A 14586-nucleotide genomic window follows, 5' to 3' on the forward strand; every position below is an offset into this window, starting at 1 on the left:
CTCCTTGTGCAATTATTTCCCGGATAGTTCCAGGAATGCTTTTGTTATGGTTGTTTTCGTAATCCTTCCAATAACTGTGTATGTAGTTGTTTCTTGTTCGGATTCTTTTACAACTGGAAGGGAGTCTATTTGGTAGGTAATCATTTTTCTTGCAGCTTCAATAAGTGTAGCTTCGGGATGTATGGTTACCACATTAGGCATCCTCGTCATGATAATGCTGACAGGCAGTTCTTCCATATTTCGATTTCCAATCGAGGCCCTTAGTAAATCCTTTCGGGAAATAACACCAGCAAGATGATTGTTTTCATCAACGACATATAATGTCCCTACATCCTCAAGAAACAATTGAACAATTGCCTCATAGACCGAAGCGGCATTTTGGATTACGATCGGATGCGCTTTATAGTCCGAAACGGTTTGGCTAAAAGGATTCACAGGTGGTTCTTTTACGGATTTTTCATTGTTGAGAAAATAACCGACTCTGGGACGAGCTTCAATCGTGCCAGCCATCGTTAATATCGCAAGGTCCGGCCTCAAAGCCGCACGTGATAAAGATAGTCTGTCAGCAATTTGTTTCCCGGTAATTGGCCCGGAATCCCTCACAATTCCAATAATTTCCATCTGCCGTTTTGACAGTTTGATATACCATCCCTCCTTTAAAAGCTAGCATTTTTTAGCTATTCCTTTAAATGTGTTACACTTTTTCTCAATTAGTATATAACATTAAGCGTTGAAAGTGAATAAACTAATACATTAATTTGTGAAAAATTCATAATTTCGTAGATTCTTTTTAAATGTGATTATAGAAACTGACCAGGTAATCGAAGAGCAGAGGAGGATCGACAAGATTGTCCAACAACCGAGAGGAATTAGAAAATTAATGAAGGGCGTTAATAAGTACCCATCAATGACCAGATGGCATGAGGGAAACAGTTACGGGCGTTGATAAGCTTCCATCAACGACCAAATCGCGTGAGGATATCAATAGTTTGATAATAAGTATGTAAAAAGGCTGCACCAAAAAGTTTCTTCTTTAAGGGCAGCCTAAATATTTTAATTATAGATCTAAAGTAAGTTGTTCATTAATATGCTGTTTATTTGCCGAGCTGCTATAGCTATCCTCGGCATTAACAAACATTGCTTTGTTTTTCCTTGCAACCTTTTTTGTATCAATAATAGGTACAACATAATCAAGCGTATAAAACCCGGGATACAGCCAAGGCTCATGTATGTATTCAGAAGAAAGCTTCCCTAGCTGTGGCAGATGCCTGGAAATAAATTGTCCATCCGGGTCGATTTTCTTACCCGCCTTAACCGGGTCGAAAATTTTTCCTTTTACCTTTCCCGGGGAGGCGACACAACCGTCAAAAAGCGAAGTAAACAGGACAGGTTCAAAATCCAGCATGAGGCCAGCTAGCCTGTCCCTCACTGATTCCGGTCGAAGCAATAGTGTATTACAAAGAAATCCGGCTAGGAGGATGCGAAGGCTTTCAGGAAGCCATCCTGTTTTTATTAAACAGAGAATGGATGCGTCTACAATGGGTATTCCCGATTCACCAGAGAAAACTTGGCCGAGGGCAGTTTCATCCACTGTTCTTTCTGAAAAAGGATCCCCGGCTGCTTCCATCCCCTCTGCTTTATCAACTAGACGGAACCGCTTATAAAGCTTATCAATAAAAGAATTCAGTTCGGGTAGATCCGATTCGGAAGACTGGGAAAAAGCAGCAAGCGTCCTCAACATAACCGTTTTCATAGAGATATTTCCCCATGTTAAATACGCTGATAAACCGCTTGAATAAAGGCTCGCTTTCAAGGGGTTGCTTGCAGCTTCCTTATATTTGCTAATTCGATCGCTAAGGAATGAGTCCAATGTTTCCAGGGCATTCGTTTCACCACCGGCTTGCCCAAAGCGAATATGCTCTCCTTTTATTGAATATGAGCTATATTTCGCTGTTGACCGAAGAAGCCAGGCGGGTATTTCCTGTGGCAAATTTATCTTCTCGAGAGTAGCTTCTTCGAGACGTTCAAAACCAGATAACCATGCTTTTTTTGACGCAGCATGGAGAATGCTTTCCGGATAGGGAGAAACAGCAATATAGTCAATATCCTTTTCTATAAACCAGTTACTAATAGGGTCTAGTAAAGGATCCTGAACTTTATGTACATAAACACGGAATGGACCGTAAGCATCCAGAAGAAGCTCAAATATCTCTTCTGCCTCGCCTATTGCTACATACAATTTCCCGCCTATCTCCTGAAGGTGATCTGAGAGGTCCCGCAAGCTTTCTTTTACAAATGAAAAATGCCTGGCCGTCAGCGGACTGTTTTTCCATAAAGAAGGTTCAATGATATACAGAGGGAGGGTTTCTCCTCTAGTAGAAGCCATCAAAAAAGGTAAATGGTCTGTTAACCGCAGATCTTTCCGAAGCCAGACTATATTCACGTTTCTCTCCCTCCCTTGTGGATTACTTTTTTTATGTTAGTTTAAACCATTTTGATACTCTTGGCTGTCGCAAGGCATTAATCAAAAGGCTGTTTCCTAAAATATAGTTGTTTTTTTGGAGTCGTTGATTTCCGCTCCAAACAACTGGTACCAATCCCTATTCTAATAGCAATAAAGAATGCGTAAACAGCCGATGAAAAAACGAAAATAATTTATGCCTATTTTAATTCAAGTATGACCGGACAATGGTCACTCCCCATAATGAAGCAATCAATCTTCGCATCTTTCAGCCTGTTCTCAAGCTTTTTTGAAACCAGAAAATAATCAATCCGCCACCCGATATTTCGCTCACGTACCTTGCTCATATAGGACCACCATGTGTACGCTCCTTCTTCATTCGGATAAAAGTACCGAAAACTGTCAAGGAAGCCAGCCTCTAGTAATTGCCTCATTTTTTCACGTTCTTCGATTGTAAAACCGGAATTTCCATAATTGGATTTTGGATTCCTCAGATCAATTTCGGAGAAGGCAACATTTAAATCACCGCAGAGAATCACAGGTTTTATAGCTTCGAGGGCAAGGAGATGGGTCTTTATGCGTTCTTCCCACTCCAGCCTGAAAGGAAGCCTTGCAAGGTCTCTTTGTGAATTAGGTGTATACACATTAACAAGGAAAAAATCTTCAAATTCAAGAGTTAGAATTCTTCCTTCCGGTTCTCTTTCGCCATCTTCCAATCCATAGCGAACAAGTAAAGGTTCTTTTTTTGTAAAAACAGCGGTTCCGGAATATCCCTTCCGCTCTGCATAGTTCCAATATTGATAATACCCTTCCAGATCCAAAGAAATTTGTCCTTCTTGGCATTTTGTTTCCTGAATGCAAAAAATATCAGCATCCACTTCATTGAAATAATCGACAAATCCTTTATTGACGCATGCTCGAATGCCATTTACATTCCATGAAACCAATTTCACTGCAATCTCCTCCCCGCAAAGAAACTCGCCACTTGGCGAGCTTATCAGCAATTTAATGCATTTTTTCACTTATAGTCACGCTTTTTACCAAAAAGGACTTGCCGCAAAAAATTAGCAGCAAGCCCCAATCTTCAAACTATCTTACGCTTCAAAAACTTCAACTTTCTCCATTACATCGCCATTCTTCATAGCCCTCACTGCATCAAGGCCGGAAGTGACTTGCCCGAATACAGTATGTACTCCATCAAGATGGGGCTGTGGGTCGTGAACGATAAAGAACTGGCTTCCACCTGTATTGCGGCCAGCATGTGCCATCGACAGGGCTCCAGCGGTATGCCGGTGCGGATTGCCTTCGGTTTCACACTTGATTGTATATCCAGGTCCCCCGGTCCCATTACCGTTTGGGTCTCCTCCTTGGCTTACAAAACCAGGGATAACCCGATGAAAGGTAAGACCGTTATAAAAACCTTTGTTTGCAAGTGATTCGAAATTTTCAACTGTTCCAGGTGCTTCGTTAGAGAAAAGATCAAATTCGATTTTCTCACCATTTTGCATAGTAATTACGCCTTTTTTTGCCATATTTACAACTCCTTATTATTCGGATACCATTTACTATACCATTTCTTTGCAAAAGAATGAAATGATACATAACGTTAACCTTCAATTAGGGGGACATCCCCACTGATGGTTAGTTGAACCAATCGGGCATTTACGGGCTGTTGTCCTACATTTAATCCTCAGTTATTCAAGGAAAAGGTTTTACAGCCCGTTTATGCGGGATAAATAAAATGGTTCACCTGCTTTGAAAAGTTTTGATATGATGCTACAATATAAATGCCCCTTCCGATAAACGCTTGTTGCGGGACACTTAACCAGTTCGGACGGAAGGGGCTGGCGTCCGCTAGTTGGGCGCCATTTTTATTTTTCCAGCTGATTCATTAATGATGGGAGCTCCTTATAAATATCCACGATCTCATTTAGTTTCATCCTGACCAGCCCACTCGATGAAGGCGCAACAAAATCAATTGTACCAGGAACAATACTCTCTTGCTGTACTCCCCAGGGAAGGTTCTTTCTTTGACTAAATTCCTGGTAAACCCCTTTACCTACATAGCACGCAATTCTGGGTTTATAGGCTCTAATTTTTTCCCTCAGGATTTCCCTTCCTTCTTGATATTCATCCCGGGTTATTTCGTCAGCAGCCTTGGTAGGCCGCGCTACAATATTTGTTATTCCAAGCCCTATTTCGGGAAGCAATATATCTTCCTTTGCACTGTACTTCCTTGGTGTAATTCCAGCCTCAAAGAGAATTTTCCAGAACCGGTTATTCGGATTGGCGAAATGATGACCTGTTTCACCGGAACGGAGGCTGGGATTAAAACCAATAAACAGGATATCCAAGTCTTTTTTTATATGGTCTTGTACCAACTTTCCCACCACACTTTGTCGCTAATTGTATGTACTATTTTAATGGAGAACAGAAAAACATTCCATTGTCCAGAACAGAGCCCATTCAAAAAAGCCGCAAAAAGCGGCTTTAAAGCTTCGTGTTGCTGTTCTTAAATTTGCTGGAAGTCTTGCCTGTTGATAGCTCAGATGAAAATTCTGCCAAGGCCATAGTATTCCTCGAGGCTGGTAAATACCTCTTGGCAGTATTCTGGATTTTTGGGAGTACGTTCCGGAAACGAGTCCTTCTCAAACCCATTGCCGCGGTACTCATTCCAAGGCCTACAAGGGAAGCCAGGAGCACTCTTTTGTTTTGCCTCCCACTGGCAATATTCCTTAATAGTGAGCCAACCAAACGAAATATCATTCGCAGACACTTCCTTCCGGCGGATTGGAATCATGGATTCCTTTTATAGTATCCTGCCGCAGTCGCCAAATCATACGATTCCATATTTGCCAGTTAGGTCTATTCAGCGGGATGAATATCCCCCTCTGGGATAATAATGGTTGCCACCGTTCGCCGTTTCTTACCTTCTCCAGGTTTGTTAGAGATCACCTTTACAAATACATCGCTTAAATCCTTAACAAACCTGGCAAACTCTTCATCGTCAAGATACAGGGATGCTTGCCGGAAAGACACACCATCCTTATATAAATCAACATTGCCTTTTTGCAAATAGGATTCGAATTCACCAATTAAATTGGCTGTGAATTTAATGAAATAACTTAAATAGTCATCAGTTGATTCGTTTTCTTGGCTGTTACCACCAATCGTGCCTTGCCCAGCGGACATAGAATAAACCTTTTCAACGGTGCCCCGAATAGGCCTTTCAGCGGAAATTCTGATTACCTTTCCATCCACAAGTTTTTTAAGCTGTCGATATAGTGTTGCTTGTGGAACTTCAGGCAAATACTCCTTCATTTCTTGAGTTGTTAAATCCCTATTCAGTAATGATTGAATGATTCTCATTCTGACTGGATGAAGAATCAAATCTGCCTTTTGTTCTTTCATATAGTAAACACCCCATCAACACGTTATCACTATTAATACTGATAACATGTTACACAATCTAGTTACCCTAGTCCATTCTAAGGGCTTCCGTGACCATGGCTCCGCATATATAATATGACCCCTTTAAGCAAGTAAAACTTTAGCATGACCCAAACGATAAGAGAAGTTAATGAAAGCGTAACAAAGCGAAGAGCCGTTCCTCCTGGCCAAGGAGAACCGGCCCTTTTGGTTACCGCTGCCTGCTTTTTTGTTTGTTCATGACTTCATAGGATTTTTCGATAATGTCGGTTAATACATCACCTTTATAAATTCTGCCGAGCTTTAAGTTCTCCTGGTAGTATTCAACTATTTCATCGAGCTTATCCGATGTTCCTTTTGTAATTCGTACATTTAACTGAATACGCTCTCCTGCCATAACCCTTCTCCTTTTTCTTCTCGTCTGCTAGCAATTGATAGCACATTGTTACTTCGTTACTATCAGTATACCCCTCTTCGCATCCGAAGGACAAGTTAAACACAAATAAGGCGGTACACCTGTACCGCAGCTTATTTGACTCTATTTACTTACAAGCTTAAGCCCGCTTTCGTTGTTCGGTTCCAAAATTCTCCTCAATATTTCTTCAACATGATTCTGGAATGCCTTATGTGCACGCTGTCTTGGCCGGGGCAAATCAATTATCCGGTTCATTACGATTTTTCCGGCTTCAATTAGAATCACTCTGTCTGCAATTGCTACTGCCTCTTCAACATCATGTGTAACCAAGATGGACGTAAACTTTTTTTCTTTCCAGAGGGCTTCGATCAAGTCTTGCATTTCCAGTCTGGTTAATGCATCGAGTGCCCCCAGCGGTTCGTCAAGAAGAAGAATATCCGGTTCATGTACAAGTGCCCTGGCCAATGCAACCCGCTGCTTCTGCCCGCCTGATAATTTAGATGGCCAATCACCCATTCTTTCTTCAAGGCCGACATTTCTTAGTGCATCAATAGCTTTGGGTCTCCAATCTCCTGATAAGCCGAGCCCTATATTATCCAGGACATTTTTCCATGGCAGAAGCCTTCCGTCTTGAAACATCATTCTGGCACCTTTATTTAGGCCGGTTAATTTCTTGCCTTTACTATAAATTGAGCCTTCCTCAACCCCTTCAAGACCAGCCATGAGCCTTAATAGCGTGCTTTTGCCGCAGCCGCTTTTTCCAACAATTGAAATAAATTCTCCCTTTGCTGCATCAAGCGTAATTCCATCCAGAACGACACGATTTCCGTAACATTTCCGGACTCCCTTTAAACTGACATAAGGCAAACTTTCGTCCAACACTTTCCCACACTCCTTCCGGGACATCTATGCATTCCATTTTAGCCATCTTCCTTCGAGCGCCCTTGCAATCACATCAGATAGCTTTCCAAATAATGCATACAGAACGATACTCAGCACAATGACATCCATTTGCATGAATTCCCTTGCATTCATTGCCATATAGCCAATACCCGAATGCGCCGATATGGTTTCCGCAACAATAAGAGTAAGCCACATAACCCCCAGGGAGAACCTGATTCCGACAAGTATTGAGGAAAGAGCTCCTGGAAAGATAATTTTTAAAAATAAGGAGGTTCCACTTAACCCGTAGGCACGCCCCATCTCAATTAAGCCCTTGTCAACGGATTTAATTCCATGATACGTATTAATGTAGACCGGAAAGAGGACACCGAGTGAAACCAGAAAAATTTTCGATGTTTCATCAATTCCAAACCAGAGGATCACAAGCGGAATCATAGCCAAATGAGGTATTGTTCGCAACATTTGGATGGATGTATCAAACAGGAGTTCAGACAGCTTAAAAATTCCATTGAAAAGTCCCATCAGGAACCCGATTGTCCCTCCAATTATGAACCCGGTGACTGCCCTCCCGAGGCTGACTGTAATGTGGCTGCCAAGTTCCCCAGACTCAAAGAGCTCTAGTCCCGCCTTCAATACAGAAGTAGGCGCAGGAAGGATACGGGAAGGAATCATTCCTTGCCAGGAAAGAACCTGCCATAGCATGAATAAGAGAAACGGAAAGAGCCAGGGAATCATTTGGCCAACAAACCTTAATCCGTAAGGCTTCATATGAATTCCCCCTCTCTATTTTTCCAGTGCCTCGGTTATGTCTATCTTCTTGGGAATGATCTTTAGCCGGTAAAACGTGTCAGCAATTTCCTGCTGCTCGCCTACTATCAAATTGCTCATTTCATCCACTCCGTAAACCCTTCGATTTACTGCCATATCCAGTGAGGCTTCATCAACTTTCAATATAGGAGAAAGCATTTTTACAAGCTCTCCTTTATTTGCGTTTGCCCAGTCATTTGAAATTTTAATTTCATCAATTATCTCGTTTACGATGTCCTTGTGCTTTGCAAATTCCGTGCTGGCAAGAAAGAAGTCCCGGTCTGTTGTCAACCCTTCACCGTCGGTTAATGTCCTTGCCTTTGAATTTACTTCTGCTGATGATGTAAAAGGATCCCAGACGACCCATGCATCAATATTCCCTTTTTCAAAAGCTACCCTGCCGTCACCTGGGGCCAGAAACGCTGGAGTAATATCAGAGTACTGCAAGCCTGCTTTTTCCAGCGCTTTAATCAATAAGTAATGGGAACTTGAACCTTTTGCAAAACCGACCGTCTTCCCTTTTAAATCTTCAATTGTTTTAATCGTTGAGTTTTCCTGAACGAGGATTTTACTGCCTTTAAATTTCGGCTTACCTGCAGCAATGTAAACAAAAGGAGCGTCCGCAGCCTGGGCAAAGATTGGCGGGGAATCTCCAGTCCGTCCAAAATCGATGTTTCCAGCATTCAGGGCCTCGACCAACGCTGGTCCAGCCTGGAATTCTTTCCATTCAACTTTAACTCCCTTTGCAGATAGGCGTTTTTCTAATGTACCAAGGGATTTAAGGATAACAAGTGGTCCGTTTTTCTGGTAACCGATAGTGACCGTCTTTAAATCTTGGGCTGAATTGTCTTTGTTTTCTTTCGAAGAGCATCCAACTAGCATTGTAAAGACTGCCAATAGCAAAATTAATAACAGGAACCACAGTTTTGGAATGTTTGGTTTCATATAGGCTATCCGTCCTTTTCTGAAGGTTTTAGGCAAATGTCGACCTGTTTTAACCTATGAAAAAATGGCCGATAGGTTCCTGTCCCTGATTAAATTGCCTATTCCTTTATATGCTTTTGTAACAAAAAAACCTGCTTGCGCAGGCATTCAGGTTTTCTTGTCTAATTGGCTCCATTTTCTGACCACATGTCTCTTAATAAGTACGAACAGAATAATTAAAGATAACTCAAGGCCAAGCCCAAGTGTTGGCCAAGTGAAATACGAGAAATTTAAGTGTTCAATATTGTTACTAAATAGCAGGATTGTGACCATGCCCATTATCAAGGATAACGGAACAATAAACACATCTGTTCTTTTTCCGATTAAGACTGTAAAGCACCTATTGACCAAGTATAGTGACAGTGCTATTTTTGAAAGGATTGTCGGCATCCAAAGTGTGACAAGGAATAAATCAAGCCGATCAAGGAAATCAGTTATGTTAATTTGTTGAATAAGTGTAATGGTTGGATAGGTGGAAATGGATACGAGTTTTACTCCGAGCACCGCCAATTCCAGTATCAGTAAAATGGACATCAGACCAAGGCCTATTGCAGTCCCTGAGATTAGCCCTTTCCTTGCCTCTTTGACTGGATGTATAAATAAGAAAACAAAAAGCACAAACACAAATTCAATTGTCCAACCCAAATGAATATATAACGACTTTGCCATCGGCGGAAGCATTCCCATAGCAAGGATCGGCTGCAAATTCCCAATATCTATTTCGTTTAAAAGCATAAAGGGAAGGCTAATGACTACTATGAATAAAAAAACAAAACTGACTGACGAAACACGAACTAGAACTTCAAATCCCGATGCGACCATATAAATGAATGTCAAGATAGACAGGAAAATCAGTATCTCTATCGGTGTGGTTGGCAGCAGTTTTGTGGCCATATAATCAATTACTGCCCTTAAGTCCTTTACAAAAACAAACGAAATAAATAACAGGAATACAAAAGCGAAGAGTTTTTCCAGCCATATTGTTTTCCGTTCCGATGCGGTTACAAAGGCCTTGCAATATTTTTCCCAACCAGTTTTATTCCCAATGATAATCCATATAAGGACAACTTGGACGGGAAAAATGATAAACGGAATAATCCATGTATTTTGTCCTCCTATATCGATAGCAATTTGGTACATATTGATTAATGTTGATGAAAAAACAAAGTTTGCGGTGATCAACGTTAATTGAAGGACAGAAATAGAAAGTTTCACTTTTTTACCACCCTCCTTGTAAAATCACCCACTGTTCCATTAAGAAATTCGGTAAATCCGTTAAATGATATGTCCATAAATATAAACACAGAAAGGCCGGCTGTAAGCACTGCTGCAAAATACGCCCATTTCTTTATGTTTTTGTTGACCGAACCCAACCTGGCAATGACAATACAATACACAAATAATACAGTTACTAATAAAGACAACCCTATTCCCATCCCGTCATTCCTTTACTTGAAGGCCTGAATTGCTCATCCTCTGGATGTCGCCATCCACCTGAATAGAATAGTCCAATTCCGGCAGAGATTCATACCAGTTTTCTCTAAATTCTTTATCCCATTTAGTATGGTGGTTTTTATACAGGTACCACCCCAGGCCTGCAACATCCAGTTTCTCTTTATGCGCATGTTTAAGTATTGCCTCGACTTGTCCTGTTATTTCTTTTTCCAAGTTTTTTTTAACATGTTCATAGGTTTTAGGGTCATCCAATTCCATATTTGAATCATTGCCCATTAAAATTCCAGTAGTCTCAATACGAATTGTAAAGCTTGGCTTTCCATTCTTTAAGCTATACGATGGCCTGAATCTGCTTTCTATGATTTGAAGGCTCATATGGCGGCCAGGCTGAACAGGAAAGGTGATAGCTTTTTTATTCATCTTTTCAAAAAGCCAAAGGATTCCATGTGATTCCTTTTTGTTTGTTATAAATTTCAGTCTATCCTTCCAAAAAACAGCATATTCCTGCATGAGAATTTCTTTGCCTTTTTTGTCTGAATCTTTTTCATCAGCAGCTCGAATAACTGGAACAACAGCTACCTTTCCAGGGCGTTCGATATCGAGAATAACATCTTTAATTGTCATCCCGAGATTATTTTTTGCCATTTCACGGATCGCTTCACCAGGAAGCTTCTCCATTTTAGGTTGGGTTGACAACATGTCGGACGCTTTTCCATCTGAAATCACCAAGAAGGTTGAAAGCCTGGATTGCGGCTGGATAAGGACTGTTTCAATCGGCTGCCGTATCCCTTTCCGAGCCAAGTCTTCCCCTATGACGATTACCCGGCGGTGGGCAAGGTAGAACTTCCTTGACATCCTGTTTTGCATATCATCATAGCTCTCCCTAATGCTATTTCCTTTTCCCATAATTACATAATAAGGGCCTTCTGTGGTTCCCCCGCCACCGCCGCTTGAACCTGCTCCGCCCATAGCACTTGGAAGGGGGATTTGTGCCGAGGAAACGTATTTACCTTCCTTTCCCTTATCGACACCGGTCGCAACGACAAAAGCCATATCATTTATTTCGGTACGGTCCCAACAACCGGTAAGAAAAACTGTACAGATAACGAAATAAAGGAGTGCTAACCTGCTCATGAAGTCCCTCCTTCTTCTCCTAACCTTCCAGGCTCAGGCTTTAAATTTGATGATTCCCTTACCCGGTTTTCCTTTACTAATTGCTTAGGCCTCAAATCATTCGCCCACCATGGAGCCCTAACGAAGACATCCTTTAATTCCTTGAAAGACAATGGAGCCAATGGTGAAAAATAGGGTACTCCAAATGACCTAAGTTTACAGAGATGGGTAAAGATAACAATCGAACCTATTACAATGCCAAACAAACCAAACATGCCGGCAAGAATCATTAAAGGAAACCTTAACAACCGAATCGAGATTGCCAAGTTAAAGCGAGGAATTGTAAATGAAGCAATCCCCGTAATGGAAACGATGATTACCATGGGAGCAGACACAATCCCTGCCTCAACCGCCGCACTGCCGATCACAAGTGCCCCCAGGATACTGACCGCCTGCCCAACAATTTTGGGAAGGCGGATGCCAGCCTCGCGCAATGCTTCAAAGGATAACTCCATGATCATGGCTTCAATAAAAGCAGGGAATGGAATCGCCTCCCTGCTGGCAGCAAAGCTAAATAGCAAATTGGTAGGGATCATTTCCTGGTGAAAGGTTGTAACCGCAATATACAAGGCAGGCAGCTGAAGAGCTATAAAAATAAAGATAACTCGAATAATCCGCAGAAAGACTGAAATATGGAAGCGATTGTAGTAGTCTTCGCTAGCCTGCAGAAACTGCCAGAACACAACAGGAAGAATTAATGCAAATGGTGTTCCATCAACTATTATCGCTACTCTTCCTTCCAATAAATTAGCAGCTACTGTGTCCGGTCTTTCTGTATTCTGAATTTGTGGAAATAAACTCCATGGATTATCTTCAATAAACTCCTCTATATACCCACTTTCGAGAATTCCGTCAATCTTAATGCGATCCAGCCTTGATTCTACTTCCGCAACAAGCTCTGGGGCAGCAAGTCCTTCAATATACAACACAGCAATGCCTGTGGCCGTTTCTTCGCCAATTTCCTTTGAAATAATTTTAAGGCGATTGGAACGGATTTTATGCCTGACTAGCGACGTGTTTACTCTTAGACTTTCTGTAAAACCTTCACGAGGCCCTCTTACAGCAGTTTCACTTTCAGGTTCGGCAACACTTCTCCTTGAACCGCCCTTGGAATCGAAGGCGAGGGCTTTTTCCAAGCCATCAATAATCAGGATTGTATTGCCGGCCAGCACTTTCTTAACACAATCATCCAGTGACTCGGTTTCCTTTACCGCATTGATAGACACGATTTCATTCATCACATAGTTCGCTGTCAGTTCATTTACATCACTGCTATCCAGAAGTTGTTTAATAGCATGAAACTGGATGCTTGGTGAATCAATGAGTCCATCAACAAAGATTAAGCACGATTGCCTATCTCCAGTACGAAATTCCCTAAAAACGATATCGGAACAATCTTTAAATAGACGCTTAAGGGTGTCGATATTTTCCTGATACATCTTGCTTAGGTGCTTAGACGTTTTTTCATTTAAAATTTCCTTTTTACTAATTGGCCTGTTTCTTCTAAGTTTCATTATTTAACCCCACGTATGTAGAAAGTACGGTTTTCTGAAAAATTCATCTTTCCTAATGTATCCTGAATATGTTTTTTTATCCTTCAATTGGTGCTTGTCTCAACCGTTTCAGCATATAGTGTAGAGACATAAAAGATGGAGGGCGTTATGTTTACAGTTATTGAAAAAACAGTTCTGGCCATGGCGTTGCTGCGCCTCGTATCAGGAGGGATTGAAATATTCGCAGCCCTCCTGATGATTAAATTCAATGCGATTGAAAAAGCACTTCTTATTAATAGTTCTCTCGCACTAATAGGGCCAATTATCCTTTTGTCCACAACTACCATTGGCTTAATAGGTATAGTGGAGAAGGTCTCACTAATAAAAATGTTTTGGGTATTTGCCGGCGTTGGCTGTATATTGTATGGGGTTAAAGGATAGTTTCGTCAAAAGGAGGCAGGAATGTCTTCTTTTTTTGTGTCTCGACCAAATATATTAAAATTAATAAATTGATTTAACCTCACAATTCCTGAACTCATTTTGACACGGGGATTCTATTCAAGGACATGTTCACATTTCTGACATGGCGTTTCGTCCTTGAGATACTTGCTGTAGGACATATTCACATTTTCGACATGGGGTTTTGTCCTTGAGATGCTTGCTCAAGGACATGTTCACATTTTCGACATGCCCTTTTGTCCTTGAAACTCTTGCTCAAGGACATGTTCACATTTTCGACATGCCCTTTTTGTCCTCGAAACCCCGACTCAAGGGACGAAGGATCCCAACAGCACCGGCAGCTCACTTAAATCTCTCACCTTTGAATCCAATCTACAGGTTTCTTTTTCAAATCCGCATTTACTGTGAAGAACAAAACAAATATCCAAAATGTGGTATGTAAACTTTTTGCCACTAAAACCAAGACTAACTACATGTTTTAAAGAATGGAGTGAATGAAATGGGTATAATGAACGGCAATCCTCAGGATGAACCGATTCATGCTGGGGAAGTCTTTCATCTCTGGTCCCATCTTCTTGGGACAAAAGCATATCTGGTTGCCCTTCAGGTGTTCTCAAATCATTCAGGTGATCATGATTTGAAGGTATTCATTGAGGACTTGATGGAGAACTGTGTGAAACAAGAGGAACAGCAAGTTGAAGCTGTTTTGAAGGAAAATGGCATCAGGCTTCCGCCGGCACCCCCTGACCGGCCAAATGTGTCGACTGAAGATATTCCTGCCGGAGCCCGATTCAATGACCCTGAAATCGCGGCTTTATTGGCACGTGATATAAACGGGAGCAATGTACTCGCAAGCTACATCATGGGCATTGCAATCAGGGCGGATATCCGCTCCATGTTTGGAGATTTTCTGACACAGAAGGCAGAGTATGCAGACAAGCTTGCTGAACTTATGAAACAAAAAGGCTGGCTCATCCTGCCTCCATTGAACTTAAAATGACTGATGT

The 14586-nt window shown here is 41.5% G+C and carries 17 protein-coding genes; 2 read left to right on the top strand and 15 right to left on the bottom strand.

Annotated elements, in window-relative coordinates; translation table 11 throughout:
* Window positions 1–12: 12 nt before the first annotated feature.
* The 15 genes from A8F94_RS02385 to A8F94_RS02455 form a co-directional block, all read right to left on the bottom strand.
* A complete protein-coding gene (locus A8F94_RS02385; protein WP_066195084.1) occupies window positions 13–621 on the bottom strand; it encodes a helix-turn-helix transcriptional regulator in 609 nt (202 codons plus the stop codon).
* A gap of 436 nt (window positions 622–1057) precedes the next feature.
* A complete protein-coding gene (locus A8F94_RS02390) occupies window positions 1058–2443 on the bottom strand; it encodes an FAD-binding domain-containing protein (RefSeq protein WP_066195087.1) in 1386 nt (461 codons plus the stop codon).
* A 218-nt stretch (window positions 2444–2661) separates the two neighbouring features.
* Window positions 2662–3414, bottom strand: coding sequence for an exodeoxyribonuclease III (locus A8F94_RS02395; RefSeq protein ID WP_066195089.1), 753 nt, complete (start codon window positions 3412–3414; stop codon window positions 2662–2664).
* Window positions 3415–3555: 141 nt separating this feature from the next.
* Entirely contained in the window at window positions 3556–3993 is a 438-nt protein-coding gene (locus tag A8F94_RS02400) for a peptidylprolyl isomerase (protein WP_066195091.1), read from the bottom strand.
* Between the two features lie 339 nt (window positions 3994–4332).
* Window positions 4333–4851 carry a mismatch-specific DNA-glycosylase gene (locus tag A8F94_RS02405; protein ID WP_066195094.1) on the bottom strand — a complete coding sequence of 173 codons (519 nt, stop codon included), beginning with the start codon at window positions 4849–4851 and terminating at the stop codon, window positions 4333–4335.
* 100 nt (window positions 4852–4951) lie between these two features.
* Complete coding sequence (locus A8F94_RS02410; protein WP_139070009.1) at window positions 4952–5227, bottom strand: hypothetical protein; 276 nt, start codon at window positions 5225–5227, stop codon at window positions 4952–4954.
* A 99-nt stretch (window positions 5228–5326) separates the two neighbouring features.
* Complete coding sequence (locus A8F94_RS02415) at window positions 5327–5872, bottom strand: helix-turn-helix domain-containing protein (protein ID WP_066195100.1); 546 nt, start codon at window positions 5870–5872, stop codon at window positions 5327–5329.
* 229 nt (window positions 5873–6101) lie between these two features.
* Window positions 6102–6287: a hypothetical protein gene (locus A8F94_RS02420; RefSeq protein ID WP_066195103.1), complete on the bottom strand. Its 186-nt coding sequence runs from the start codon at window positions 6285–6287 to the stop codon at window positions 6102–6104.
* 141 nt (window positions 6288–6428) lie between these two features.
* Window positions 6429–7184 carry an ATP-binding cassette domain-containing protein gene (locus A8F94_RS02425; RefSeq protein ID WP_254660790.1) on the bottom strand — a complete coding sequence of 252 codons (756 nt, stop codon included), beginning with the start codon at window positions 7182–7184 and terminating at the stop codon, window positions 6429–6431.
* A gap of 27 nt (window positions 7185–7211) precedes the next feature.
* Complete coding sequence (locus A8F94_RS02430) at window positions 7212–7976, bottom strand: ABC transporter permease subunit (protein WP_066195109.1); 765 nt, start codon at window positions 7974–7976, stop codon at window positions 7212–7214.
* Between the two features lie 15 nt (window positions 7977–7991).
* Window positions 7992–8960, bottom strand: a complete 969-nt coding sequence (locus A8F94_RS02435; RefSeq protein WP_066195111.1) for a sulfonate ABC transporter substrate-binding protein — start codon at window positions 8958–8960, stop codon at window positions 7992–7994.
* 147 nt (window positions 8961–9107) lie between these two features.
* Window positions 9108–10214, bottom strand: coding sequence for a GerAB/ArcD/ProY family transporter (locus A8F94_RS02440; protein WP_066195114.1), 1107 nt, complete (start codon window positions 10212–10214; stop codon window positions 9108–9110).
* Complete coding sequence (locus A8F94_RS02445) at window positions 10211–10423, bottom strand: hypothetical protein (protein ID WP_139070010.1); 213 nt, start codon at window positions 10421–10423, stop codon at window positions 10211–10213. Before A8F94_RS02445 ends, A8F94_RS02440 begins: the two co-directional genes overlap by 4 nt.
* Window positions 10424–10439: 16 nt before the next feature.
* Entirely contained in the window at window positions 10440–11588 is a 1149-nt protein-coding gene (locus A8F94_RS02450; RefSeq protein ID WP_066195119.1) for a Ger(x)C family spore germination protein, read from the bottom strand.
* Window positions 11585–13141: a spore germination protein gene (locus A8F94_RS02455; protein ID WP_066195123.1), complete on the bottom strand. Its 1557-nt coding sequence runs from the start codon at window positions 13139–13141 to the stop codon at window positions 11585–11587. The genes A8F94_RS02450 and A8F94_RS02455 overlap by 4 nt, the downstream gene beginning before the upstream one ends.
* 147 nt (window positions 13142–13288) lie before the next feature.
* Here A8F94_RS02455 and A8F94_RS02460 point away from each other — a divergent pair, with 147 nt between their 5' ends.
* Together A8F94_RS02460 and A8F94_RS02465 are read left to right on the top strand one after the other, a co-directional pair.
* The gene (locus A8F94_RS02460) at window positions 13289–13561 is read left to right on the top strand and encodes a YqhV family protein (RefSeq protein ID WP_053599270.1); all 273 of its coding nucleotides are present in this window, start codon (window positions 13289–13291) and stop codon (window positions 13559–13561) included.
* Between the two features lie 517 nt (window positions 13562–14078).
* The gene (locus A8F94_RS02465; RefSeq protein WP_066195126.1) at window positions 14079–14579 is read left to right on the top strand and encodes a DUF3231 family protein; all 501 of its coding nucleotides are present in this window, start codon (window positions 14079–14081) and stop codon (window positions 14577–14579) included.
* Window positions 14580–14586 lie beyond the last annotated feature (7 nt).

It is taken from the genome of Bacillus sp. FJAT-27225 (genome assembly GCF_001685025.1).
Lineage (GTDB): Bacteria > Bacillota > Bacilli > Bacillales > Cytobacillaceae > Bacillus_D.